19 protein-coding genes are annotated in these 26,886 nt (G+C 67.6%); 12 read left to right on the forward strand and 7 right to left on the reverse strand.

Annotated elements, in window-relative coordinates; genetic code table 11:
• Positions 1-23 precede the first annotated feature (23 nt).
• On the forward strand, positions 24-986 hold the full coding sequence (locus CA237_RS09655; protein WP_066691635.1) for a carbon-nitrogen hydrolase family protein: 963 nt from the start codon (positions 24-26) through the stop codon (positions 984-986).
• A gap of 36 nt (positions 987-1,022) precedes the next feature.
• Here CA237_RS09655 and CA237_RS09660 read toward each other — a convergent pair whose 3' ends face one another.
• Both CA237_RS09660 and CA237_RS09665 read right to left on the reverse strand, forming a co-directional pair.
• Positions 1,023-1,205, reverse strand: coding sequence for a hypothetical protein (locus tag CA237_RS09660; protein ID WP_066691637.1), 183 nt, complete (start codon positions 1,203-1,205; stop codon positions 1,023-1,025).
• 58 nt (positions 1,206-1,263) lie between these two features.
• Entirely contained in the window at positions 1,264-4,224 is a 2,961-nt protein-coding gene (locus CA237_RS09665) for a YadA-like family protein (protein WP_164523856.1), read from the reverse strand.
• A 370-nt stretch (positions 4,225-4,594) separates the two neighbouring features.
• Here CA237_RS09665 and CA237_RS09670 point away from each other — a divergent pair, with 370 nt between their 5' ends.
• Positions 4,595-5,305, forward strand: coding sequence for a cytochrome c oxidase assembly protein (locus CA237_RS09670; protein WP_126013927.1), 711 nt, complete (start codon positions 4,595-4,597; stop codon positions 5,303-5,305).
• On the forward strand, positions 5,302-5,793 hold the full coding sequence (locus tag CA237_RS09675) for a CopD family protein (protein WP_066691210.1): 492 nt from the start codon (positions 5,302-5,304) through the stop codon (positions 5,791-5,793). Before CA237_RS09670 ends, CA237_RS09675 begins: the two co-directional genes overlap by 4 nt.
• Here CA237_RS09675 and CA237_RS09680 read toward each other — a convergent pair.
• Positions 5,763-6,287 (reverse strand): DUF2231 domain-containing protein, encoded by a 525-nt coding sequence (locus CA237_RS09680; protein ID WP_066691213.1) that lies wholly within the window; start codon positions 6,285-6,287, stop codon positions 5,763-5,765. The two genes, CA237_RS09675 and CA237_RS09680, sit on opposite strands and share 31 nt — an antisense overlap.
• A 39-nt stretch (positions 6,288-6,326) precedes the next feature.
• Between CA237_RS09680 and CA237_RS09685 the strand changes: the two genes are divergently transcribed.
• The 9 genes from CA237_RS09685 (at position 6,327) to CA237_RS09725 (ending at position 23,465) form a co-directional block, all read left to right on the forward strand.
• Positions 6,327-6,977 (forward strand): cytochrome B, encoded by a 651-nt coding sequence (locus CA237_RS09685; protein ID WP_066691215.1) that lies wholly within the window; start codon positions 6,327-6,329, stop codon positions 6,975-6,977.
• Positions 6,974-9,421 (forward strand): cytochrome c oxidase subunit I, encoded by a 2,448-nt coding sequence (gene ctaD, locus CA237_RS09690; protein WP_066691217.1) that lies wholly within the window; start codon positions 6,974-6,976, stop codon positions 9,419-9,421. The genes CA237_RS09685 and ctaD overlap by 4 nt, the downstream gene beginning before the upstream one ends.
• Positions 9,418-9,729, forward strand: coding sequence for a hypothetical protein (locus CA237_RS09695; RefSeq protein ID WP_066691219.1), 312 nt, complete (start codon positions 9,418-9,420; stop codon positions 9,727-9,729). Before ctaD ends, CA237_RS09695 begins: the two co-directional genes overlap by 4 nt.
• Before the next feature lie 52 nt (positions 9,730-9,781).
• On the forward strand, positions 9,782-12,169 hold the full coding sequence (locus CA237_RS09700; RefSeq protein WP_126013931.1) for a membrane-bound PQQ-dependent dehydrogenase, glucose/quinate/shikimate family: 2,388 nt from the start codon (positions 9,782-9,784) through the stop codon (positions 12,167-12,169).
• 87 nt (positions 12,170-12,256) lie between these two features.
• On the forward strand, positions 12,257-13,825 hold the full coding sequence (locus CA237_RS09705) for an alpha-L-arabinofuranosidase C-terminal domain-containing protein (RefSeq protein ID WP_066691223.1): 1,569 nt from the start codon (positions 12,257-12,259) through the stop codon (positions 13,823-13,825).
• A 142-nt stretch (positions 13,826-13,967) separates the two neighbouring features.
• Positions 13,968-17,054: a TonB-dependent receptor gene (locus tag CA237_RS09710; RefSeq protein WP_066691225.1), complete on the forward strand. Its 3,087-nt coding sequence runs from the start codon at positions 13,968-13,970 to the stop codon at positions 17,052-17,054.
• A 233-nt stretch (positions 17,055-17,287) separates the two neighbouring features.
• Complete coding sequence (locus tag CA237_RS09715) at positions 17,288-18,790, forward strand: tryptophan halogenase family protein (RefSeq protein WP_126013933.1); 1,503 nt, start codon at positions 17,288-17,290, stop codon at positions 18,788-18,790.
• On the forward strand, positions 18,787-20,088 hold the full coding sequence (locus tag CA237_RS09720; RefSeq protein WP_066691231.1) for a sugar porter family MFS transporter: 1,302 nt from the start codon (positions 18,787-18,789) through the stop codon (positions 20,086-20,088). The genes CA237_RS09715 and CA237_RS09720 overlap by 4 nt, the downstream gene beginning before the upstream one ends.
• Entirely contained in the window at positions 20,085-23,465 is a 3,381-nt protein-coding gene (locus CA237_RS09725; protein ID WP_126013935.1) for a LamG-like jellyroll fold domain-containing protein, read from the forward strand. The genes CA237_RS09720 and CA237_RS09725 overlap by 4 nt, the downstream gene beginning before the upstream one ends.
• Before the next feature lie 112 nt (positions 23,466-23,577).
• Here CA237_RS09725 and CA237_RS09730 read toward each other — a convergent pair whose 3' ends face one another.
• From CA237_RS09730 to CA237_RS09745, 4 genes are read right to left on the reverse strand one after another with little or no spacing between them, the layout of a single operon-like run.
• Positions 23,578-24,156: a class I SAM-dependent methyltransferase gene (locus CA237_RS09730; protein ID WP_066691241.1), complete on the reverse strand. Its 579-nt coding sequence runs from the start codon at positions 24,154-24,156 to the stop codon at positions 23,578-23,580.
• On the reverse strand, positions 24,153-24,806 hold the full coding sequence (locus tag CA237_RS09735) for a PIG-L family deacetylase (RefSeq protein WP_084401628.1): 654 nt from the start codon (positions 24,804-24,806) through the stop codon (positions 24,153-24,155). The genes CA237_RS09730 and CA237_RS09735 overlap by 4 nt, the downstream gene beginning before the upstream one ends.
• On the reverse strand, positions 24,803-25,777 hold the full coding sequence (locus CA237_RS09740; RefSeq protein ID WP_066691251.1) for an acyl-CoA dehydrogenase: 975 nt from the start codon (positions 25,775-25,777) through the stop codon (positions 24,803-24,805). Before CA237_RS09740 ends, CA237_RS09735 begins: the two co-directional genes overlap by 4 nt.
• Positions 25,774-26,805 (reverse strand): glycosyltransferase, encoded by a 1,032-nt coding sequence (locus tag CA237_RS09745; protein ID WP_164523857.1) that lies wholly within the window; start codon positions 26,803-26,805, stop codon positions 25,774-25,776. The genes CA237_RS09740 and CA237_RS09745 overlap by 4 nt, the downstream gene beginning before the upstream one ends.
• Positions 26,806-26,886: the final 81 nt, after the last annotated feature.

Genomic DNA, 26,886 nt, shown 5'->3' on the forward strand with positions numbered 1-26,886 from the left:
TGCCATCATCAAAGGAGCTCAGCATGCGCCAACATCGCGTCGCCGTCGTCCAGGCCGGAACGACCCTGTTCGATACCCCCCGCACGCTGGAGCGGATGGCCGCGCATTGCGACGCCGCCAAGGGCGAAGGCGTCGAACTCGCGGTGTTTCCGGAGGCCTATATCGGCGGCTATCCCAAGGGCCTCGACTTCGGCGCCCGGGTCGGCACGCGTACGCCGCAGGGGCGCGAGGATTATCTACGCTACTGGCGCGCGGCGATCGACATGGACGGGCCGGAAGTCCGCACGATCGGCGGATTTGCGGCCGACATGAAGGCCCATCTGGTCACCGGCGTCATCGAACGCGACGGCACGACGCTCTACTGCACCGCGCTCTTCTTCGGTCCGGACGGGGCGCTGATCGGCAAGCATCGCAAGCTGATGCCGACCGCCAGCGAACGGCTGGTCTGGGGTCAGGGCGATGGATCGACCCTTCCGGTGCTGGACACGCCGGTCGGCAGGATCGGCGCGGCGATCTGCTGGGAGAATTACATGCCGCCCTTGCGGCAGGCGATGTATGCGCGCGGCATCGAGCTATGGTGTGCGCCGACCGTGGACGAACGCGATATCTGGCAGGCGTCGATGCGCCATATCGCCTATGAAGGGCGGATGTTCATGCTCAGCGCGTGCCAGTACATGACCCGCGCCGATGCGCCGGACGACTATGCTGCCTTTGCCGGCGAAGACCCGGCGACCGAGCGGATCAAGGGCGGCAGCATCATCGTGAACCCGATGGGCGAGGTCGTCGCCGGTCCGCTGCACGGTCGCGAAGGGGTGCTGGCCGCGACGGTCGACCTCGACGACGTGGTGCGCGGACGCTACGACCTCGACGTCGCCGGCCATTATTCGCGGCCGGATGTGTTCACCCTGCAGGTCGATACGACGCCCCGGTCGCAGCTTGTCGTCCGGACGGATGTGCCGGCCGCGGGCGACGACGATCCGGTCTAGGGATCATCGGTCGCCCACGCTGCCGCCCCGTTCCCGCTAAGACGCCGATCGATGCGCGGCGGCCAGCTTGCGATGCGCGTCCGCCGCGGCCGACGACCGCGCGGTGCGGGCCATCGCAAGTTCCTGTTCACATCGCGCCGCGTGATAGTCGTGACCGGCCGTCCGGGGCGGCCGCCTGGCGGTGGCGTGCAGCTTCAGCCAGTTCAGGAACAGTCCCATTCCATTGCCCTCCCGCAAAAGGACGCCGGGGCCGTGTCAGGCCCCGGCGTCTGTCTGTTCAGAACTGGAACCCGACCCCGGCATTGGCACCGCCAAATCCCCGGCTGTCATAGGTTCCGCCGACCTTCACCACTGCGCGGCCATCGGCAAAGGCGCGCGATGCGCCGAATGCGATGGCCGATTGCCCGCGATAGGTGCCGCCGCCCATCGCAATCATCGTCGCGCCCGGCTCCATCGCCTGCGGCAGCGCGGCGACTGCCATCGCGGCCGACGATCCGGCGCTCAGGTCGCGCCGCAACGTGCCCAGGTCGAACCCGATATCGGCGATCCGGCTGTCGATATAGTTCGCAGTCTGGCTGGCGACGCTTTGCAACCCGGCCTGCAACTGGCCCAGATTGACCGCATCGGTCGCCGCGGTTCCGGCCGCGACGTTGCGCAGCGCCACCGGCGTACCGGCCGCATTGCCCAGCGTTACGTTGCCCGACCCGTCATACTGAACCGAATTCGCCCCCAATGTCAGCGCCGCCTGCGCAGTCTGGTTGACGGCATAGAGCTGCCCGCCATTCACCGCCTGCGTCGAACCGGCGGCAACCGTACCGGCGGCGACATTGGCGATCGTCACCGGCGCCGCCGCATTTCCACCGGCCAGCGTGATCTGGTTCGTGCGGGCACCGGTCGCATCCCGGTCATATTGCAGGCTGTTCGACGATTGCTGCGCCACGGCGAACAACTGCCCGCCATTGACCGCGTCGGTCGATCCGGCGGCAACGCTGCCAGCTGCGACATTGTGCAGCGTGACCGCGGCAGCCGGATTGGCGCCGACCAGCGTGACATCGTTGGTCAGCGTGCCGCCGTTCGACGCGGTCGGGCTGTCCGGATTGCTGTACTGGATCGGGCTGACCGTGCTGCCCGCCAGCGAATTGGCCAGCGTCGAGATGGCGCTGGTGTTCGCGGCAACCTGCAGGTTCGTTTCGGCCAGCTGCCCGCCATTGACGGCGTCGGTGGAACCGATCGCGACGTTGCCTGCGCGGAGATTGTGCAGCCCGACCGCACCGCCGCTGGCCGACACCAGGGTTGCATCGTCGGTCAACGTACCGCCATTCGGCGTAGTCGGCGAAGCCGCATCGGCATATTTCAGCGGCTGGTTGCCGACCTGCGTCTGCAAATTGGTGATCGCCGTCGAATTGGCGTCTACCCGCGTCGTCAGATTGGTCACCGCCGACCCCGTGCCGGTCACGTTGGCCTGCAAGTCGGCGATCGCTGCCGTGTTGCCCGCGATCTGCGTCGTCTGGCCGGCGACCACGGTTTCGAGCGTCGTCGTCCGTCCGGCTAGCACGCCCACTGCCTGGTTGGTGGTGTTCAGCTGGTCCCCATTCACCGCGTCGGTCGACCCTGCGCCGACGGTCCCGCCGGCGACATTGTGGAGCGCCACCGCCCCGCCGCTGGCGCCCACCAGCGTCAGGTCGTCGGTCACCGTGCCGCCATTGGGGGTGGTCGGCGTGGCGGCGGTCGAATAGCGGACCGGGCCGAGCGATCCGTTCCCCATCTGGGCGATCGCATTGGTATTGGCGGCGACCTGGGCATTCACCGCGAACAGCTGCGCGCCGTTCACCGCCTCGGTCGAATTGGCCGACACGCTGCCGGCCGCCACGTTCGCGAGCACCGTGCCCGCACTACCGCCCAGCGTCAGCCGGTCGCGGGCGACATTGTCATACTGCACCGCGCTGGCACCGAGCGCCGCCAGTTGCGACGTGTTGGCGGTGACCTGCGTGTCGAGCGCCGCGAGCGACGCGACCGCCGCCCCCAACCGCTGGTCGGTCGCGAAGAGCTGCGACCCGTTGACCGCATCGGTCGAGGTCGCCGACAGCGCGCCGGCATCGACATTGCCGAGCCGAACCGCCGCACCGGGGGTGGTGCCGACCAGCGTGACGCCGCCGGTGCGGACCCCGGCGGCATCGACGTCGTAGCGAACCGCGTTGGCCGTCGACCCCTGCAGCGGGACGATGGTCTGGGTATTGGCGGTAACCCGGGTGTCGAGACCGCCGATCGCGGCGGTGTTCGCATCGACGCGGCCGTTGGTCGCGAACAGCTGCGCGCCGTTCACCGCCTCGGTCGACGTCGCATTCAGCGCGCCTGCCCCGACATTGGCGAGGACGGTGCCACCCGCCCCGGCCAGCGTCGCGCGTGCCCGGGTCGCGTCGTCATAGCCGATGGTGTTCGCGGCCAGTGCGGTGACCCGATCGGCTACGCCCGTAACCTGACCCACGGTCGCCGCATCGGTCGCCGCCGATCCCGCCGCGACATTGGTGATCTGCCGCAGGCCGCCCGCGGTCCCGACCGATACTTCACCGGCCGAGTTCTGCGTGCCGGTCAGCCCGATCGCGGTATAACCGGTCTGCGCCCCCCGCCCGGCAATCGACCCGGCGCCCAGCGCGACGCTGTTCGCCGCCGTCACCTGTGCATTGGTGCCAAAGGCGATGCTGCCCGTCGCACCGGCTTCGGCGCGGGCGTTGTTGCCGAAGGCGATGGCGTTGACGTCGGCGGCAAAGGACGGCGTACCGTCGAGGCCCAGGCCCGAAATCCGGTTGCCGCCGATCGACAGGCCGGCCGAGCTATCGAGGCTGATCGCATCGGCCGTCATCTGGCACTGGTCGTTCGGCCCGACGATGTTGCCGTTGGTGTCGAGCACCTGCAACGTGATCGGCGCGCCCGACGCCGCCTGGTTCAGCAGGCCGGTCGCATTGGTGTTGAGCGGCGGCAGGACGGCGCCGAGCAGCTGCAGGTTCAGGATGCCGTTCACCGTCTGCTCGATCGGCGCGGTAATCCCGGTCACCACCGGTGCGACGATATAGGTCACGACCGAGCGTGGCAGCTGGACGCCGCTACAGGCGCTGACGACGCGCGTCTGTGCGGCCGCCTGCTGCGCCGTGGCGGCGCCGATGGAGATGGTCGTGCCGAGCAGGATCTTCAGCAACCGGTTCGACCGGCCGGAACGCGCCTGGGTATGGGAAACTCGCATACATCCTCCTGTGTCACCCGACTGTTGGACTGGGTCGACGGAGGATGATCGAACGCCGGTCGCGATTCTGCTTACGGCAAGCCGTTGCGTTTCCAGCATTTTGCGGACGGAATTAACCAACGCAGGTTGATTCCGCGCACTGCGTCGGCCGCAGGTGCGGCGTTATAAGGTATAACCGACGCAATATCCGCAACTGGCGCCATCAGCAGATTACGCCTGATGCGATCACTATTGCAGCGTCCGGCAACGATCACCACGCATCGCCGCCAAGATTCTGAGTTCCCCGGAAAATATCGCAGCAACATTTTGTTTCAAACCCGTCACGGACCCGGGAATTGTCGCACGCGTTACGTGTAAAAGAGGGGAAGCAATGATCGATATACTGGGCAGCTATTGCGGTACTGCGCCTGACGCCGCGACATGGTATTGGCGGTGGAACACCGATCTGTTTCTCGTTGTTTTACTGATACTTTCGGCGGCGATGTTCACGCGCCTGCCAGCGAGGCGGCGGTCGAGCGGTATCGTCGCGACGATCGTCCTGGGGATCGCTTTCCTGTCGCCGCTATGCGCGCTGTCGGTGGCGCTGTTCTCCGCCCGGACGCTTCACCACCTGCTCCTGATCGGCGTCGCCGCCCCGCTGCTGGCCGCCGCGCTGCCTGGACGTAGCGCGCCGAGCCCGAGCATCGCGTTCGCGCTTTCCACCAGCGTGCTGTGGGCATGGCACCTGCCCGCCGCCTATGACGCCGCCCTCGCCAACAGGGCGCTGTACTGGGTGATGCAGGCCAGCCTGCTGGGCAGCGCCTGGGTCTATTGGCGGGCGGTGCGCCACGCCGCCCCGCCACTGGCACTCGCCCTGATCGGCGTGGGCGCGGCACAGATGGGGATGCTGGGTGCGATCCTGACCTTCGTCGCGCGGCCCCTGTATGCCACGCACCTGTCGACGACGGTGCCGTTCGGCATCGGGCCGCTGGCCGATCAGCAGCTGGCCGGTCTGGCGATGTGGGTGCTCGGCCTGATCCCCTATGCCGTCATCGGGGCGCTGGTGATGCGGTCGTCGTGGCGCCGAATGGTGGCGGCATGATCCTGAGCATCGTCAAGGCGCTGCACATCGCCGCGTTGATCCTGTGGTGCGCCGGGTTGATCGCGCTGCCGCTGGTGCTCGCCAAACATAGCCGCGACGAGGCGCAGACGACCTATGCCCGGCTGCGACTGCTGACGCATGACAGCTATACGATGATCGTCACCCCGGCGGCGGTCGTGGCGATCGCGGCGGGCACCGCGCTGATCTATCTGCGCGGCGTGTTCGAACCGTGGATGTTCGCCAAGCTCGTCGCGGTCGGCCTGCTCGTGTGCCTTCATGCCTTTGTCGGCCATGTCGTGCTGCTGATGAGCGAGCGGCGCGGGGAATATGCGCCGCCATCGGCCGTGCCCCTGGTCGTCGCCAGCATCCTGACGATGACCGTCGTCCTCTTGCTGGTGCTCGCCAAGCCGGTCGTGCCGGACATCGCGCCGGCCTGGCTCAAGTCACCGCAGAACCGTCAGCTTCCTGTCGAAGAGACACCGATTTGATACTCGAACACCAGCTTGCCGCCGTGCCACCCGGTGAAGCCCGTAAAGGCGACCGCGAAGAGCGAGAGGAGCAGCCCGTAGGGCAGCACCGCCTGTTCATATCCGGTCAGCCGCAGGCCCCAGTTCGCGCCGAGGATCGACAACAGCATGACCGCGATGATGAAATGCGTCCAGCTGGCCGAACGCGCACGGATGCCGGGCACCAGCAACAGCTCGACCGTCCCCGCGATGCCGGCGAGCACGCCGAACAGAAACCCGGCGCCCGACGCCCACAAAGCGGCGCGCGCCCAGAAAGTGTCGCCGGTCCACCAGTACAACAGGTCGGCGCCCAGCGTGCAGGTGGTCAGCGCGATGGGAAAGGCGACCAGCATGGCGTGGATGGGATGGCCCGCCACCGCGATCTTGGATTCGGTGCGATGAAACGCTTCCTTTTGCTCGATGGGATCGACCAGCCGGGTTTCGGCCGTGTCGGTGTGCGCGGAATCGGTCGACATGGGGCAGCTATTCTCCGGGCCGGGGCGGGCCGCGCCGGCATGTGCGCGACAACGCTCGTCGCGCTGTCCGGTTGCACGGGCGAATTGTCGACGATCGATCCGGCCGGTCCCCATGCCCGTTCGGTCGCGACGATGTGGTGGGTGATGCTGGGCGGATCGACGCTCCTTGCCGGGCTGGTTTTCGTGCTCCTCGCGCTCGCGTTCCGCCGCCGGAGTGCCGAGCGCCGCGCGGCATCGGGGCGGTTGTGGATCGGCGTGCTGGGCCTTGCCATGCCCGGCGTCGTGCTGCTCTCGCTGGTCGGCTATGCGCTCAGCGTCGGCATCGGCACGCTGCCGACGGCCGATGCGGCGGCGGTCGAGATACGCGTGGCGGCGCGGCAATATGCGTGGGACGTCGTCCATCCGGGCGGCATCGCCACGCAGAACGTGCTGCACATCCCGGCCGGACGGCCCGCAGACCTCGTCATCACCTCGACCGATGTGATCCATAGCCTGTGGATCCCGCGGCTGGCCGGAAAGATGGATGCGATCCCCGGCCATACCAACCGGTTGCGGGTGATCGCCGATGCGCCGGGCATCTATCGCGGCAAATGCGCCGAATATTGCGGGGTCGGGCACAAGGACCATGGCTTCACCGTCGTCGCGCATGACGCGGCGGGATGGGCCGCGTTCACGGGAGGGGAACGATGAGCGCGCTGAAACTGCACCGCGAACTGACCGCGATCTGGCGCACGGAGCCGGGCTGGCGCGGTCATTTCCGATCGGTCAACCATAGCGATATCGGCAAGCGGTTCATCGTCGCGGCCTTCGTCTTCTTCGCGATCGGCGGTGTGCTGGCGATGCTGATCCGCGCACAGCTCGCCACGCCGCGCAGCGCCTTTGTCGGGCCGGAGGTCTATAACCAGCTGTTCACGATGCATGGCAGCATCATGATGTTCCTGTTCGCCATCCCGATGTTCGAAGGGCTGACGATGTATCTGCTGCCCAAGATGCTCGGCAGCCGCGACCTGGCGTTTCCGCGCCTCTCCTCGCTCGGCTGGTGGTGCTACCTGTTCGGCGGCACGATCATCATCGTCGCGATGCTGGCCGGGGTCGCGCCCAATGCGGGCTGGTTCCTGTATCCCCCGCTGTCGGGCAAGGCCTATACGCCGGGTATCAATTCCGACGTCTGGCTGCTCGGCATCACCTTCGTCGAAATCTCGGCGATGTGCGCCGCGATCGAGATCACCGTGTCGATCCTGAAACTGCGCGCGGCGGGCATGCGGCTCGACCGGATGCCGATCTTCGCCTGGTATCTGCTGGGGACGGCGGGGATGATGGTCTTCGGCTTTCCGCCGCTGATCCTGGGGTCGATCCTGCTGGAGGTCGAGCGGGCGTTCGGCTGGCCCTTCTATGCACCCGAACTCGGCGGATCGCCGCTGCTGTGGCAGCATCTATTCTGGCTGTTCGGCCATCCGGAGGTCTACATCATCTTCCTGCCCGCCGCCGGCGCGGTATCGACCATCCTGCCGGTGATGGCGCGTACCCGGCTGCTCGGGCACGGCGCGATCGTCGCGGCGATCATGGCGCTGGCGTTCCTCAGCTTCGGGCTGTGGGTGCACCACATGTTCACCACCGGCATCCCGCACATGGCGCTCGGCTTCTTTTCGGCCGCCTCCGCGCTGGTCGCGGTGCCGACCGCGGTGCAGGTGTTCGCGTGGCTGGGGACGTTGTGGCAGGGGCGGCCGGAAATGAAGCTGCCGATGCTCTACCTGATCGGCTTCTTCATCGTGTTCGTGATCGGCGGGCTGACCGGCGTCATGCTGGCGATGGTGCCGTTCGACGCGCAGGCGCACGACACCGCCTTCGTCACCGCGCATCTCCATTACGTGCTGGTCGGCGGGTTCGTGTTCCCGATGCTGGCCGCCGCCTATTACTGGCTGCCGCACATCACCGGGCGCGAACGGGTGATGCGGATCGGGGAAGCGGCGTTCTGGCTGATCTTCATCGGGTTCAACCTCACCTTCTTCATGATGCACCTGACCGGATTGCTGGGGATGCCGCGGCGGATCGATACCTATCCCGAGGGGATGGGCTGGACATGGCTGAACCTGTTGTCGTCGGTCGGCGGCTTCCTGCAGGCGTTCGGCTTTGCGCTGTTCCTGATCGACGTCGTGCTGCAGATCTGGCTGGGGCGGATCCATCGCCGCAACCCTTGGGGGGCGACGACGCTGGAATGGGCGATGCCGATCCCGTCGACGGCGTACAACTTCGCCAGCCTGCCGACGGTGGCGACCCGCGATCCGCTGGCCGACGATCCCGATCTGGGCGTGTCGCTCGCGCGCGGCCGGGGGCTGCTGGCGACGCCGCGCCACGGCTGGCGCGAGACGCTGGCGGTGGACATGACCACCGGCGCGCCCGACCATGTCACGATCCTGCCGGGCAATAGCTGGCTGCCGATCGGCACCGCCGCGATGCTGGGCGGCTTCTTCCTCGCGATGCTGGCCGGGGTCTATATCGTCGCGCCGGTGTTCCTGCTGGGCGTGGTCTGGCTCGGCTGGCGCTGGGCGTGGAGCAACGGCATCCGCCGCGACGTGGGGACGGTCGCGGTCGGTGACGGCCTGTCGCTGCCGACCAGCTTCGAGGCCGCGCGCACGACCGGCTGGTGGGGCAGCATCTTCGCACTGTGCGCCAGCGCGACGCTCTTCGCGTCGTTGCTGTTCGGCTATGCCTTTCTGTGGACCATCGCGCCCAACTGGCCCCCGCCCCGGCTGATCGAACCATCGCTGCTGGTGCCGCTGGTCGCGGTCGTTGGCGCGGTCGCGGCGGGCCTTGGCGGGCGCGGGGGGAACCATCCGCTGCTGCTGGGCGGGCAGGTCGCGATCGTGGCGGCGCTGGGCTGGCTGCTGACCGGAGCCCCCGGCCCCACCACCCATGCCTATGCCGCGGTCAGCGCGATGCTCGTAGCCTATGCGGTCTTCCACGCCGCGCTGGCCGCGATCATGGGTGGGTTCCTGGTGGCGCGGGCGCGCAGCGGCTTTCATTCGGCGACGCGTGGCGGCGAGGCGCGGATCGTCCGGCTGTGGAGCGATCATGCCGCCGGGGTCGGCGTCCTCGTCGCGATCCTGCTCGTGCTGCCGGGGTGGCTCGCATGATCGTGCTGCTGCGCCTTTCGGCGGGCCTGATCGGATGGGCCGTGGCCTTCTGCCTGATCTACGCCCTGCATGGTCTCGGCTGCTCCGGCGGGTGGGCGGGAGCCGGCGTCGGCGGTATGAGCGTCCATCGCGCCGTCCTGCTGGCCGGCTGGGCATTCTCGCTCGCCGCGACGGCGGGGATCGCGCTGTGGCTGCGGCGGTTCCGCGCGACCAGCCTCGATCGTGCGGCAGCCGCGCTCGGGTGGGTCGGGTTCGCCGCGACGCTCATTACCTTCGCCCCGATCGCCGTCGTGCCGGCGTGTCTGTGATGCGCGACGATACCTCCGCCGCCTTGCGCTGCACCTCCCGGGAGTTGGCCGCATGAACGCTCGCCGCATCCTGTTCCTGGGGCTACAGACCCTTACCGGCCTGCTCGGCGCAGCGATGACGGCGCTGGGACTGTGGCTCGTGACGCTGGGGGGCACCGCCTATTATCTCGTCACCGGCCTGCTGCTGGTCGCAGGCGCCGTCGTCGCATGGCGCGGCCGTCCGGCAACGGCGGTCGTGGCCGGTGGGGTCGCGCTGCTCGTCACCTTGCTGTGGTCGCTGGTCGAGATCGCGGGCAAGGGGTGGATGGAGTCCTGGGGCTTCGACCTTGCCGGTCGGGTCGGCCTGCTCGGCGCGCTGGTACTGGCGTCCGCCGTCGTCGGGCTGATACCCCTCGGCACCCGCCCGTTGCGCACCGTCGCGATCGGCGCGGTCGGCCTGTTGCTGACCATTGCCGCCACCCTCGCCTTCTTCTGGGAGCGTCCCGGAACCGCGCGAACCGCCGTCGCGGTTGCCCCCGGCCCAGCCGACACCGACTGGACCGCCTTCGGCGGCACCAATGCCGGCACGCGCTATTCCCCGGCGACGCAGATCACGCCGGCCAATGTCGGCTCCCTGCGCGAAGCATGGCGGTTCCACACCGGCGACCTGCCCGAACAGGACGGACGCGTCTTCTTCTCGGCGCAGAACACCCCGCTCAAGGCCGACGACACCCTCTTTCTATGCTCGCCACGCAACCGTGTCTTCGCACTGGACCCGGCGACCGGGCGCGAGAAATGGCGGTTCGTGCCGACCATCGTGCCGCGCACGCTCGAATCCGCCTTCTCGGTCGCATGCCGCACCGTTGGTTATCATGCGGCACCAGGCGAGGGCGCAGCAATCTGCGCCCGCCGCATCTTCGTCGCAGTCGCCGATGGCCGGCTGATCGCGCTGGACGCACGGACCGGGCGGCGCTGCCCGGGCTTCGGGCGCGACGGCACGGTCGACCTGACCGCCGGCATGGGCCTCAAGGAACCCGGCCATGCGTCGAGCAATTCCGGCCCATCGGTCATCGGCGACATGGTCGTCGTCGGGCAGCAGGTGAGCGACAACCAGCGCCGCGACGCGCCGTCCGGCGTCGTGCGCGCCTATGACGCCACCACCGGTGCGCTGCGCTGGGCGTGGGACGCGAAGCGCAGCGACGCCCGAGCCCCGCTCGACGCGGACCAGACCTGGCCCAAGGGGACGCCGAACGTCTGGAACGTCATCTCGGGCGATGCCGGGCTCGGGCTGGTGCTGCTGGCGACCGGCAATGCCGGCAACGACCATTGGGGCGGCAATCGCGATCCGGAGGACGACCGTTTCAGCAGCGCGGTCGTCGCGGTCGACCTGGCGACCGGGGCGACCCGCTGGGCATTCCGCACCGTCGAGCGGGACCGTTTCGACTATGATTCGGGCGCACAGCCGGTGCTGACGACGCTCCCGGTGGGCGGCGCGGCACGGCCGGTGGTGATCCAGGCAACGAAGACCGGGTCGCTGTTCGTCCTAGATGCCCGCACCGGTCGCCCGGTCACGCCGGTCGACTATCGCCCGGTCCCGACCGACGGCATGCCGGGCGACCGGCTGTCGCCGGTACAACCGCAATCGGTAGCATATCCCAATCTGTCGGGGCGTCCGGAACGCGATCCCGAACGCATCGATGCGCGTCATAGCTGGGGCCTGACCCCGCTCGACGCCGCGCTGTGCCGGATCCAGTTCCACCGCATGCGCTATGACGGCATCTACACCCCGCCGACCGGCAAGGGCCTAGGGACCTTGCTGTTCCCCGGCACCGTCGGCGGCATGAACTGGGGCGGAATCGCACTCGACCCCGCGCGCGGCGTCATCATCAGCAACCACAGCCGCCTGCCCAACCGTGTCCAGCTGATCCCCCGCGCCGATGTCGCCGATCCGGCGATCGGCGATGGCGGACGTCGCCCCGACCAGGCGGTCGCCCCGCAGAAGGGCGCACCCTATGGCGTCGACCGGCCGATGTGGCTGTCGCCGCTGGGCGTGCCCTGCATCGCGCCGCCCTGGGGCTATATCGCCGCGACCGACCTGCGCAGCGGTCGGCTGCTCTGGTCGCAACCGCTGGGAACCGGCCGCGATACCGGGCCGCTGGGCATTCCGTCGCAGTTGCGCATCGTCATCGGTACGCCGAACCTGGGCGGCGCAGTAACGACCGCCGGGGGCCTTACCTTCATCGCCGCCGCGCAGGACCATTATCTGCGCGCGTTCGAAACCACCACCGGGCGGTTGCTATGGTCGGCGCGACTGCCCGCCGGCGGCCAGTCCTCGGCGATGACCTATATGCATCGCGGTCGCCAATATGTCGCGATCGGCGCGACCGGTCACGCCCGGTTCGAGACGAAGCTGGGAGATGCCCTGACGGTCTATGCGCTGCCCACCCCGCCGGCTAAGTAATTGACGTAGCGCGCTTCGTCGCAAAATACTCTGACAAATCCGCAGTCCTTGCTATGGGGCGGCGGACAGCAACGGAGGGATGCGGCGATGATGTGGGCCAGGCGCGACATATTGAAGGCGGGATCGGCGATCGTGGCGACGACCGGCCTTCCGCGGCTGGCACGGGCGCAAGTCGGCGGGACGAGCGTCGGCACGCTCGAAATTGATACCGCCGGGCGGCGGGCGCCGATCTCGCCGCTGATCTTCGGGCAGTTCATCGAATTTCTCGGCCGTTCGATTACCGGCGGCATCTTCGAGGAGGGATCGCCGCTCTCCGACGCCAACGGCTTCCGGCGTGACGTGCTGGCCAAGGTGCTGGGACTGCAACCGACGATCCTGCGCTTTCCCGGCGGTACGGTAACGAAAATCTACCATTGGGAGGACGGGATCGGCCCGCGGGCGACGCGTCGTGTCCGCCCCAACCTGATCTGGGGCGGGGTCGAGGACAATCATTTCGGCACCGACGAATTCATTCGCTACGCCCGCGAACTCAAGGCCGAACCGTTCATCACCGTCAGCATGGGTGTCGGCACCGCCGAGGAAGCGTCGAACTGGGTCGAATATTGCAACGGCACCGGCAGGACCCATTATGCCGATTTGCGTCGCCGCAACGGCTTCGACGCGCCGCATGCCGTGAAATATTGGGGGCTGGGCAACGAAGAGGACGCCGAACCCGATGCCGGCCGGTTGCAGGACCCGGCCGACTATGTGCGGGAGGCATGGTATTATGCCAAGCTGATGAAATTGCAGGACCCGTCGATCAAGCTGATCGCGGCGGGCGGCGGACAGGCGTGGAACGAACGGGTCGTCCACGAGCTGCACCCCGTTGCCGACTATCTCGCGCTCCATCTCTATCCCAAGACGCAGGGCGGCGTGCCACTGTCGCTCATCAAGAGCGCCGACGATACCGAGGCGACGATCGGCACGATCCGGGACCAGATCGCCCGCCTCGCCCCGCCGCGGGTGACCGAATTCAACAAATGGTATCGCTTCCCGCCCCGCGCGGCGCCGATGATGATCGCGCTCGATGAAATCGGCATATGGGAAGATGCCGGCGGCGGCGTCTACAACATGGAAACCCGGTACGACTGGAATCACGCGCTGGCGACGGCGACGCTGTACAACGTCATGATCCGCAATGCCGACATCATCGGCATGGCGACCTGGGCACAGACGGTGAACGTGCTGGCGCCGATCCTGACCAATGCGACCGGATCGATCGCGCAGACCATCTGGTTCGTCATGGCGCTCTATCGTCGCTTCTGTGGCAGCCACCGGCTGTCGGCGACCCTGCCCTCGCCGGTGCTCGCGCTGCCCGGCGCGGAACAGCAGCGCTCGCTCGACACCGCCGCGACGATCGACGATGCCGGTGGCACGATCAGCGTGTTCGTCGTCAACCGGCATCCCGACCGGGCGGTCGCAACCCGCATCGCGCGACCGGCCGGTTATCGCCGGGTCGATCTGCACGAACTGTCGGCCCCTTCGCCGCGCAGCGCCAATACGCTCGACCGGCCGGAGGAGAATGTCGTGGCGGAACGGTCCCGCACGCTGGGCACCATCCCCGACCACTACAGTTTCCCGGCCCACTCGATCACGGTGCTGCACTTCCGCCGCTGACCGGCCGGGCAGATGCGTCGCGAATATTCATCCTTCCGAATGACCTCCCCGGTTGACAGATCGCGGCGCAAAAAGAATAATCAATTTAATTAATCGAATCAGGCGGCGAACGGATCGCCTGACGAAACATTGGGGAGGTCCGATGCGCTACGACTCGTCGACGGTAGTTCGTTCGGTATTGCTGGGTGCAGTATCGGTTTTTGGTCTGGCAGCATCGGGCGGCGCCTGGGCGCAAACCGGGGTCGGCAACACCCCCGCCGCGCCGACCACCCCCGCCGATGCGGTCGCCGCCCCCGAACAGGTCGATGCCACCGGCGACGAGATCGTCGTGACCGGCATCCGTGCATCGCAGGCCCGCTCGGTCGAAATCAAGCGCAACGCCGCCAGCGTGGTCGAAGCGATCAGCGCGCAGGATATCGGCAAGCTCCCCGACGTCACCATCTCGGATTCGCTGCAACGCATTCCGGGCGTACAGATCCGCCGCGAGGCGGGTGAAGGCGGCGCGGTCAACATCCGCGGCCTGCCGCAGGTCACCACGTTGATGAACGGCGAACAGTTCCTCGGCGCCAATTCGGTGACGACGGTCCAGCCGAACTTCACCGACATTCCCTCGCAGCTTTTCTCCGGCGCGACGGTGTTCAAGTCGCCGACCGCGTCGCTGCAACAGGCGGGCCTGTCCGGCACGGTCGACCTGCTTACGCGTCGGCCGATGGATTTGAAGAGCGGGCTGACGCTGTCGGCGGCCGCCGAAGGGCAATATGGCGACGAGACCAAGAATTGGAGCCCGTCGGCCAACGGCCTGATCGCCTATCATGGCGATCGCTTCGGCGTGCTGGTGTCGGCCGCCTATAGCGACCTGACGCTCGGCAACAGCTTCCGCGGCGTGCAGGATTACGGCGTCGCGCTGAACAACGAAGGCGGTAGCGCGACCAACCCGGGCGCGTTCGCGGTCGGCAACAACGGCGTCAGCCGCGGCACGCCGGTGCGCAATGCGCAGGGCGCGATCATCGGCTATGACGTGAACGGCGACGGCGATGCCAATGACGCGTTCATCACGCCGCAGTCACACACCGCGTGGAACCGCATCACCAACCGCGAACGCTTCGGCGCCAACGCCTCGCTCCAGTTCGAGATCAACGATGCGCTCAAACTGACCGCCGACGGCTTCTACACGCGGCAGACGCAATATGACCGCACCGCCGGTTTCCAGTTTTCCAACGTCGACTGGCTGTCGTCGCCGTTCCTGCCGACCAAGTCGCGCGATACCGGCGCGGTCGTCGGCGGCTACAACGTCAACACGGTGCAGCAATATACCTACAGCCTGCCCAACTTTGACAGCTATTCGGAAACCTTCCGCACCAAGAGCGAATCGCAGAACTATAATCTTCAGCTCGACTGGCAGCCGAGCGACCAGTTCAAGGGTACGATCCGCGGCATCTATGGCAAGGCGTCGCGCCGCCGCGACCAGTCCTATACCCAGTTCAACCTGACCAACGGCAGCCAATGGGCCTATAACGGCGTCGGCAACTATCCCGCCTCGCTCGGCGGCGACCGTCGGTTCAACCCGACCGGCTTCCAGATCTACAGCCAGACCGCGACCGTCGATTATTCCAGCGGCGCGCCGGTGTTCGGCTTCTCGCCGGCCTTCCTGTCGCAGGTGTCCGATCCTTCGCGCTACGGGCTGAAGACGATCTCGTCCGAAGGCAATGTGTATCAGGAAGGCGATCTGTGGGCGCTGCGCGCCGATGGCGAATATACCGCCGATAACGGTGTGAAGCTGTCGTTCGGTGGCCGCTATGGCGAACGCAATGTCGACCAGTTCACCTTTGACCGCGTCTCGCCCTTCTATGCCGGCAACACCGACAATGCCGCCAACCCGGCGGGCGGATGCCTCGTCAAGTGGAAGGCGTTCGACGTCAACCTGAACGACAACAAGTGCGCCGTGCTCGATGCGCAGGGCAACGCCTATACCGCGGGCTATACCCGGCAGGCGAACGATCCGGTCTTCGCCGGACTGGTCAAGCAATATGCCCTGCCCGCCGCCGGCGCACCGGCGCTCTACGTGCTCGACCCGCACGCGATGGACGACAGCGAGGCGTGGCAGAACAAATTCTATCCCGGCAGCCAGAATCTGGTCAATCCGGCGGACTCGTTCACCGTCAACGTCCGCCAGATCTCGGGCTATGGCCAGGTTTCGGGCGAGGGCGAGCTGTTCGGCATGCCGTTCCGGGCGAATGGCGGGCTTCAGGTCGTCAATACCCGGCTGAACGTCCGCCAGAACATCGTCGGCGCGCCGCAGCCCTATGGCGTGTCGGGGGTCGATGCCGGCGACGTGACGACTGAGCGGGAGTTCACCGACTTCCTGCCCGCCTTCAACGTCGCGTTCGACGTAACCGACAAGCTGCGCGCCCGGGCCGCCTTCTCCAAGACGATGACGGTGCTCGACTTCCTGCAATGGGGCGGTGGCCTGAACGTCAACTATGCGATCAATACCCAGGTCAATCCGGCCCGGTTCGAGGCGCGGACGGCGGATTCGCGCGGCAACCCGAACCTCAACCCGTGGCGCGCGACCAATGCCGAAGCGAGCCTCGAATATTATACCGGCCGCTCCAGCCTGGTCGCGGTCGGCGCCTTCTACATCGCGGTCGACAGCTTCATCACCACCACCACCGAACTGCGCAACGACATCCCCGACAATGACGGCGTGATCCGTCGCCCGGTCGTCACCAACACGCTGGCGCAGGGCGAAGGCGGTACGCTGAAGGGCATCGAGGCATCGGCCCGCCAGTCGCTCGCCGATTACGGCGTGGGCGGCTTCCTCGGCGGCTTCGGCGTCGACGCGAACTACACGCTGTCGCTGGGCGATGCCGGACAGATCGACCTCGCCGGCAACAAGATGCCGTTCCAGGACAACAGCAAGCATCAGGTCAACGCCGCCCTCTGGTTCGAGAAGTACGGGTTGCAGGCGCGCGTCGCGTACAACTTCCGCTCGAAGCGGCTCGCCTCGTCCAACTATGGTGGCATTCAGGGGCTGGCCCAGTATCAGGAACCGACCAACTATCTCGACGCGTCGATCTCCTACGACATCACGCCGCATTTCAGCATCTACGGCCAGGCATCGAACCTGACCGCGGAGACCGAACGCTACTACCTGACCTGGCAGGATCAGGTGTTCAACGAGAACATCTACGAACGCCGCTTCATCGCCGGCGTGCGGGCGAAGTTCTGAGCCGCGTGGCGACGTGGCGGGTTGCCGACATGTCGCCACCTGCTTGGCCATTTCGTCACCGCAGCGCAGGCCGGGGTCTCTGCGAGGGGACCGCAGCACCCGCCCCATGGAGACCCCAGCCTGCGCTGGGGTGACGACTGGGGCAGAATGTTTGCAAAATGTGGCCGTACCCCGCCTGCGCGGGGGTACGGTAGTAGGCGATACGAACGACACAAGCGACACGGGGGGGACAGATGCCGCACGAACCGGTTCGATCGATCGTCATCGTCGGTGGTGGGACGGCGGGGTGGATGGCGGCGACCTATCTGGCGCGGCGGCTCGCCCATCTGAACCTGTCGATCACCGTCGTCGACAGCGCGGCGATCGGTACCGTCGGCGTCGGCGAGGCGACCGTCCCGGCGATCCGCGACTTCCTGTCGGCGATCGAGCTGGGTGAGGCCGATGTGCTGCGCGAAACCGGCGGCACGATCAAATACGGCATCCGCTTCGACGGCTGGGGCGGCGAAGGCCACCGCTTCTTCCACCCCTTCGGCCTGTATGGCGTCGGGGCGGAGGGCGTCGCCTTCCACCAATACTGGCTGCGACTGAACGCGCTGGGCAAGGCCGGACCGCTCGCCGACTATTGCCTCGCCACCCAACTGGCCCGCAACGGCCTGTTCCTGCCGCCGGTCGACCGGCCGGCCAACGATATCGGCGTGTTCAACTTCGCGCTGCATTTCGATGCCGCCGCCTTTGCCGCGCTGCTGCGCCGCCCCGCGCTTGCCAACCGGGTCGCGCATGTCGACGGGCGGATCGTATCGGTCGCGACCGACCAGCCGCGCGGCCTTGTGACGCAGGTGACGCTGGAAGATGGGCGCACGATCGCCGGCGACCTGTGGATCGACGCGTCGGGGTTCCGCAGCCTGTTGCTGGGCGAGGCACTGGGCGTGCCCTATGTCGACTGGCGCCACTGGCTGCCATGCGACCGTGCGGTGGCGATCCCGTGCCGCGCCGCGCCGGGCGATCCGACGCCCTATACCGTCGCGACCGCGCGCAAGGCCGGGTGGCAATGGCGTATCCCGCTGCGCCACCGTATCGGCAATGGCAGCGTCTATTGCAGCAGCTTCCAGTCCGATGCCGATGCGGAGGACGCGCTGCTCGCGACGCTCGAAGGAGCCCCGCTCGCCGATCCCAACCGCCTGCGCTTCGTCACCGGGCACCGCGCACGCTTCTGGAGCGGCAATGTCGTAGGCCTGGGCCTCGCCTCGGGCTTCCTCGAGCCGCTGGAATCGACCAGCATCTCGCTGATCCAATCGGGCCTGGAACGCTTCGTCGCACTGTTCCCCGACCGCGACTGCGATCCCCGCCTCGCCGCCACCTATAACCGGCAATCGGTGCTGGAATTCGAACGGCTGCGCGACTTCCTGTTCCTCCATTATCTCGCCAACGGCCGCGACGAGCCGTTCTGGCAGGCCATCCGCGCGGTCGAACCGCCCGCCCCCTTGCAGATCAAGCTGGACGCATGGCGTTCGGGAGGAGAATTCGTGCGCAACGAATGGGATACATTCCAGGACCCCAGCTGGCTGAGCCTCTATGCCGGGTTCGGCGACCTGCCCGACCGGCATTCGCCGCTGGCCGACGCGATCGGCGAAGACGCCCTGCTCGAAAGCTTCGGGCGGATGCGCGCCGCGATCGCGCGGACCCTGTCCCATGCCGAACCGCATGGTGCGTTCCTCGCCCGGGTGGCAGGCGCATGAGCGGCGCGACCCACACCCGCGCCGTCATCGCGATGAGCCTCGGCGGGCTGTTGTTCGGGTTCGACACCGCCGTCATCTCCGGCGTCACCGATGCCCTGCGCAGCCAATATGCCCTGTCCGAAGCGGGCCTCGGCCTCGCCGTCTCCGCCGCGCTGTGGGGAACGCTGGTCGGCGCGCTGTTCAGCGGCGCACCGGGCGACCGCTGGGGCAGCCTTGCCGTACTCCGCGTCATCGGGCTGCTCTATGTCGTGTCGGCGGTCGGCTGTGCCATCGCCACCACGCTGACCGGCTTCATCGCCTTTCGCGTGCTGGGCGGCCTCGCCATCGGTGCATCGTCGGTCCTGGTCCCGGTCTATATCGCCGAGATCAGTTCGGCGAAGCGGCGCGGGCTGCTGGTCGGCCTGTTCCAGTTCAACATCGTCGCCGGCATCCTGGTCGCCTATCTCAGCAACTATCTGGTCGCGCAGGCAGTCGCCGCCGATATCGCGTGGCGCTGGAAACTGGGCGTCGCGGCGGTGCCGGCGGCGCTGTTCCTGATCCTGCTGACCGGTCTGCCGCAAAGCCCGCGCTGGTTGTCGGCGCGCGGACGCAGCGACGAGGCCGCCGATGCCGCCGCCCGGCTCGGGCTGGATGCGATCCCGGCAGCGGAGGGCGGCGGCACCGGCCGGCTCCACTGGCGCGCGCATCGCATGCCGATCCTGCTCGCCATCGCCATCGGGCTGTTCAACCAGCTGTCGGGCATCAACGCGATCCTCTATTACCTGAACGACATTTTCGCGGCGGCGGGCTTTACCGGCGTGTCGGGCGATGTGCAGGCGATCGCGATCGGCGTCGCCAACCTGATCGCGACCGTGATCGGCATGGGCGTGATCGATCGCTTCGGGCGGCGTCCGCTGCTGATCGGCGGCGGCATCGTCACCGCGATCGCCCTGGGCGGCGTCGCGCTGGTCTATATGGGACTGGCCTCGCCCGCCCTGCTGCTGCCGCTGCTGATCCTGTTCATCGCCGCCTTCGCCATGTCGCAGGGCGCGGTCATCTGGGTCTATCTCAGCGAGATTTTCCCGACCGACGTGCGCGCGCGGGGGCAGGCGATCGGCAGCGCGACCCATTGGGTCGCCAATGCCGTCCTGTCCTTCGCCTTTCCGCTGGTTGCGCAGTGGGACCGGGCCTTGCCCTTCTGGGGCTTTGCCGCCGCGATGCTGCTGCAGGCGCTGCTGGTCTGGCGTCTGTTCCCCGAAACCCGTGGCCGCGATCTCGAAGCGATCAGCGCCGAACTGACAAAGAGGATTTCCGCATGAAACTGGGCATTCTGGCAGCGCTGCTGGCCGGTGCGGGATGGGGCGGCATCGCCGCGGCACAGGTGCCCGCGAACGGCGGTCCCTATAACGCCAGCTTCCTGACCGGCGGGATCGGCATCGAACGTCCCGTCACCGGTCCGGTGACTGCGGCCAGCGCCCCCTACGCCATGACCCTGTGGATCAAGGCCGACGCCCGACAGAACGGCACCGTCCCGCTGGTCGCGATCGGCGACGGGCGCGTGTTATCGCTCGACGACGGGCGTCTTGCGCTGCGCGATGGCGATGCGACCCTTGCCGGCCCTGCCATCACGCCCGGACGCTGGACGCAGGTCGCCGTCAGTTCGGACGGCCGCCGCGCCGCCATCTATGTCGATGGCCGCCGCGTCGCGACCGGCGTGGCCCCGTCGGCCGCGACGCAGGAAACGCTGCATATCGCCCGCGCGATACCCGGTCGGCCCCATTTCGGCGGTACGCTGGTCGGGGTGACGCTGCACGACCGCGCGCTGGCGGCGGCTGACATCGCCGCCCTTCCGCGTCCCGACTTCGCCAATGTCCAGTTGTGGGAGGTCGGCGTCACCTGGCCGTTCCAGAAACAGGCCAATATCGGGCTGACGCAGCAGCAGGACGCGTGGACCCTGCCGCAGAGCAAGGGCGATGCCTATAGCGCACCGGCGGCAAAGCCGCTGCCGGGCGCGCCGGTGGTCCAGCCGCTGGCCGCCGGCCGATGGCAGATCAACGGCTGGCAACTGGCCGCCGCGCCCGATGTCGCGGGCGACGGCGCAGCGCTGTCGCGGCCGGGAAACCCGAAGGGAAGCTGGCATGCCGCAACCGTACCCGGCACCGTGCTGCAGACGCTGGTCGATCGCGGGGTCTATCCCGATCCCTATTACGGCCTGAACAATCTGAAGATTCCCGAAAAGCTGGCGCGGCAGGATTACTGGTATCGCACGCGCTTCACCGTGCCGGCGGACGCCGCGGGCAAGAAGCTGACCATCGTGTTCGGCGGGATCAACTATGCCGCCGAAATCTGGGCGAACGGAGCCGCGCTCGGCACGACGCGCGGCGCGTTCATCCGTGGCCAGTTCGATTTCGTGCCGGTCGCCGGCGAGAATGTGATCGCGGTCCGCGTATCGCCGCCGCCCCATCCCGGCATTCCGCACGAACAATCGGTCGCGGGTGGCGTCGGCGAAAATGGCGGACAGCTGGCGATCGACGGCCCGACCTTCGTCGCGACCGAGGGGTGGGACTGGATTCCGGGCATCCGCGACCGCAATACCGGGCTGTGGCGTCCGGTCGAGCTGCTGGCGCATGGCGCGGTCCGCATCCTCGACCCGCAGGTCGTCACCGACCTGCCGCTGCCCCGCACCGACCGCGCCGACGTGCACATCACCGTCCCGATCGACAATAGCGGCCCCGCCGCCCCCGTCACGGTCAAGGTCGCGTTCGAAGGGGTGACGGTCGAAAGGCAGGTTACCGCCCCGCCCGGCCGCAGCGACGTCCGCTTCACCCCCGCCGACTTCCCCGCGCTGCGCGTCGCCAATCCCAAACTCTGGTGGCCCAACGGCTATGGCGACCCGCATCTCTATCACGCGACTTATCAGGTCAGCGACGCGAACGGCGTGTCGGACCGCGAGGCGGGACGCTTCGGCATCCGCGAGGTCAGCTACGACCTGTCGCTGTTCGATGCGAAGGGCGCGCTGCGCCGGGTCAATGTCCAGACGACCGATGGCGGCCTTGCCGGGCAGAAGCTGATCGACGTCCGCCATGGTGCGATCAAGCAGACCCCGACCGGATGGGCGGAATCGCTGACCGCGGCGGGCGAGACGTCACGCGCCGTGACGACCATCGCCGAAACGCTACCCGAGCCGCACCTGACCATCCGCGTCAACGGCGTGCGGATCGCCGCGCGCGGCGGCAACTGGGGCATGGACGATGCGATGAAGCGGGTCAGCTATGCCTGGCTCGCCCCCTTCTTCCGCCTCCAGCGCGAGGCGCACATGAACGTCATCCGCAACTGGATGGGGACGAATACCGAGGAGGAGTTCTACGACCTCGCCGACGAAAACGGCATGATGGTCCTGAACGATTTCTGGCAATCGACCCAGAATTTCCAGATCGAACCCGACGATGCGTCGCTGTTCCTCGCCAACGCCCGCGACACCATCGCACGCTATCGCAACCACCCGTCGATCATCCTGTGGTTCGGCCGCAACGAGGGCGTCCCCTATCCGGCGCTGAACGAGGGGCTGGACGATGCCGTGTTCCAGCTCGACGGCACGCGCTGGTTCACCGGATCGTCGAACGTCGTGAATTTGCAGGGGTCGGGGCCGTACAACTACCGCCCGCCGGTCGGCTATTTCACCGATCTCGCCACCGGCTTTTCGGTCGAAACCGGCACGCCGTCGCTGTCGACCGCCGAATCGATCGCATCCTACGTCCCCGCCGGCGACCGCTGGCCGCTGGGCGATGTGCTCGCCTATCACGACTGGCATTTCGGCGGGAACGGCGACACCAAGACGTTCATGCAGACGCTGGCGACGATGTTCGGACCGGGCAAGGACTTCGCCGATTTCGAACGCAAGGCGCAGATGATGAACCTCGAAACGCACAAGGCGATGTACGAAGGTTTCCTGGGGCATCTGTGGACCAAGAATAGCGGCCGGCTGCTGTGGATGACCCACCCGGCGTGGCCGTCCAATGCGTGGCAGATCTATTCGTGGGACTATGACACCCACGCGGCCTATTACGGCGCGAAGAAGGCCGCCGAACCGCTCCATGTCCAGCTGAACCTGCCGGGCAACGAACTGGTCGTGCTGAACACGACGCAGACGGATGCGACGGGCTTGACCGCCCGCGTGCGCGTGGTCGGGCTGGACAATGCCGAACTGTTCACCCGGACCGACCGGGTCGACGCGCTCGCCAACCGCGCAACCACGCTGGCCGTCGTTCCGCTCGACGGGCTATATGCGGCGCATCCGATGGTGCTGGTCCGCCTGACGCTCACCGACGCCGCCGGTCGGCAGGTCTCCGACAATTTCTACTGGCGCGGACGCGATGCCGCATCCTACCAGGCGCTCAACGGCCTCGCCCCGGCGAAGCTCACGACCCGCATGGCCGCGCCGGTAGTCGATGGTGCCGACCGCATGGTCGCCGTCACGCTGTCGAACGATGGAGCCGTGCCCGCACTCAACGTCAAACTGACCCTGACCGGGCCGAGCGGCGCCCGCATTCTCCCCGCCTTCTACAGCGACAACTATATCTCCCTCCTCCCCGGCGAACACCGCGACGTCACCATCCGCTATCCGGCGACGCAAGCGGCGGCACCGATGGTATCGCTGCGTGGCTGGAACCTCGCCAATTCGACGCTGAAGCCGTGATGGGCAAGGTGTAGGCGGTCGCTTCGTATCGGTGCGGGATCGGACGCGGTTCGATCCCGCATCGAGCAGTGGCCCTAAGACTCCGCTCTGGATTGGCCGTCTTGGCTAATGGTCACAGCAGCCTGCAGGCGAGCACCACCCATCGCCGGGTTCGGCGAACGATACGGACCCGCCATTCGCGACCCGTCTGTGTGAGAAACGTCTGCTGCAAGTGGCAGGCATGCTGGGCAAAGTCGTGAAAGTCGATCCGATGATGCGCCAGCACGAGCATGCCCCCGGGCCGCAGGGCGCGTGCGACGTCCTGCGCGGTATGCTTCATTGCCTTGGGCGACAGATAGTAGAGCATCTCGGCAATGACGACCGCGTCATATTGACCCCGCGGAAACCGGGCGGGCACGGCCAGCCGTATCGCCCGGGCACGCGGCGCCCGTCCCCGAAGAGCAGCAGCGACCAGCTTCGTTCCCGCGGCGGTCGCCTCGGTCGCATCCAGCCGTAGACTTCGCGCGGCCAGTGCGCGACTGTTCGAACCGTTACCCGCGGCCAGCTCGAGCACCCGGCCGCGCGGGGCGCAGCCGATCGCATGCAGGATCGCGGTGCGCTTGATCGCCTCGTCATGGTCGGAAAAGGTACGCCACGGATCGGGATCGTGCGTGAAGCTGCGCTCGAACCCGTCAAGCGTGATCGGCCTCATCGCCGGCCAGCCACGACGAAGACTTCCTGCGGACCGCTGAACGCGGCGATCTGTTGGCGGGTCATCGCGAAGCCTGTCGGATCGTCGGTGATCCATCCAGCCTGGGTGCGATAGCTGCGGATCGCGTTACGTTTGGCCAGACGCTCCTGCGCGGTCAGCGGCAGCATACGCGACCCGCGCCACCGCTGCCCGGCCGGCCATACCGGATAGCGCCACCAACACAGGCCCGGTCGCGCGACGGCTCCCGCCGCCACGACGCGGTGATCGGGATGCGCGTCGTTCGACAACGGCGCAAGCGCGAGCAGGGGCGTCGGCAGCTTGCGAACGGCACGCGCCATCGCCCGACGCACCTCAGACAGATGGTCACCCAGCCGTCCATCGGGCAGGCCGAGGAACGTCACGGCGTCCGCCATCACGCCGATCCGCCGCATGACCCGCCGCGTTTCCCGCTGACGTTCGCGCACCAGGCGCCGACGCGGCCATGCCGCGCTGCCCGGATGCGATGCCGCGCCGTCGCTCACGACGAGAATGGCGATGCGGACACCACGGCGCGCCAGCCGGGCAATCAGGCTATGGGCCGCAATCGCTTCGTCGTCCGGATGCGGTGCGACGACCAGCAACGCGCGCGGGCGACCTACCCTGACCTTCACAGCATCGGCCGCAGGATGCCGGACGCGACGGCGGCACCGACCTGCATCCGCTGCGCATCCGGTCCGGGCTGACGCAAGTACATCGCCAGATCGGTCATGGTCCCAGAAAGCGGATGATCGACGAACAGCGAAGCGACGCCGACCGCCTCCTGCGCAAGGGCAATAGCCTCCCCGCCGGCGGCATAGGTCGCAGCGCGCGCCGCTGCGACGAGCGGCAGGCGCGCCGCTTCGTCGGCGAACCAACCCTCCGCCGCGCGCCGTATCGCTGCGTTGGAGGCTTCCGCAAGGCCGAACAGACGCGCCAGGCGACCGGCCTGATGCGGGTCCGCGGCACGGCCCGCCGTCACCAGATAATCGCGAACCACATCGACCAGCCGAGCGATTCCGCCGGCCTGCACCGCGACGAACCGCAGCGCGCCGCCGCTGAACCAAGGCTCCCGCACATAATCGCCCGGTGCCCCGATGGCCGCGTCGAGTCCGACCGGCGCGTCCTGCCAGCGTACGATATGCGTCTCGGATCGCTGCATGCCGGCAACCCGCCAGAAATCGTGGTCGATCTCCGGCACGGCCATCGCGAGGTCGAGGAGCAGAAGTTGCCGTCCAGCGGCGCTATCGACCGTGACCAACGCGTGGGACAAAATGCCGGCACCCGATGCGAAACTCTTGCCGCCGTTCAGCAAAGCCCCATCCCACCGCAGCGGCTCCCCCGATAGATCGGCATTCCATACGCCCAGGATCGCTCCACCGCATATGGCGTCGGACAGGGCGCGAACCTGTTCGGCCGTTCCATAACGGGCGACGATCTGCACCGCATCGACATGCCCTTCGAACAGCCGGCCAAGCGGAAGGTCCTCCCGCCCGACCGTGTAGAGCAGCCGCAGCAATGCGAGTAGCGATGCCGCATCCTGCGGGTCGCTCCCCACCGCCGTATCGCGCCCCAGCTCGGCAAGACGCAGGCTGAGGTCGTTCATGCCGCCCGCGCCGGATCGGCGGCCGCTACCAGCGCGGCAAGGACAGCTTCCGCGATCGGCAGCGACACCTGCCGCATCCCCTGTGGCGCTACCGGTACGACCCGCATCGCAAATGCCTCCGCGTTCGGACAATCGCGTGCGACCCCGATCACATGATCCACGCTCAACCGGATCGCCGCGGCCAAGGCGGAAAAGTCGCGACGCCGGAACGCGCTTCGGGCCGCGGCGTGGTGGCGATACTGCCAGAGCTGGTCGACTGGATGGGTCACGCGGACGGGATCGATTCCGGCGCGATCGAGCCAATCGAGCGCGGTGGCGAGGCCACCCTCCGCCCGACCCTGTCGGCGGGTCGAGGTATGGACGACGCTGGCCGCTTCGCGTCGTACGCGAAAGCCGGCGCGTGCCGCGTCGTCGATCAGCCGTGCGTCCTCACCGCTCGCCACAGGTGCGAAGCCGCCGAGCGCGGCGTAGGTTGAAAGGCGGATGGCGATGTTGGCGGCGCTGCTATGCGGATGTGCAACGGGCGGTTCCCAGTCCACCGGATCGACGCGGCGGCGCAGGGCATAGAGGTCGGCATAATATCGCTCGATGCGATCCTGTGCCGCGTCGCGCCGGGGGCCGCGGCGGATGACGTTGCCGGCGACGACGTCGGCACCGGCGAGCGCGGCCAAGGTGATCCGCAACCAGTCGTCCTGCGGGCAGCTGTCGGCGTCGGTCGTCATCAGGATGCCGTTCGCGTTCCCCAGGACCGCCGCACCCAGCGTCATCGCGCCATGACGGGCGATCCCGGCATTGGCATCCGGCCGACAGGCGGTTGCTACATGGACGGGGAACGCCGCGCGGTGCGCATAGTCCGACACGATGTCGGCGCTGCCATCGGTGCAGCTGTCGAGCAGCAGGCAGACCGCGACGTCGGTCGCCGGCGGGACGGCCAGCCGACCCAGACCGTCGAGGAAGCGCGGAAGGCGGGCGGCTTCGTTACGAACCGGAACGCAGATGGCGACAGCCTGCCGGGCTGCATCCTCCATCAGCCGTTCCGGAGGAAGGCGAGGAGATGAAGTCGGGCGCAGGAGCATTGGTTCATATCGCTACGGTAACGAACGCCGCGA

The organism is Sphingomonas sp. ABOLH, assembly GCF_003951715.1.
In the GTDB taxonomy this organism is placed as follows: domain Bacteria; phylum Pseudomonadota; class Alphaproteobacteria; order Sphingomonadales; family Sphingomonadaceae; genus Sphingomonas; species Sphingomonas hankookensis_A.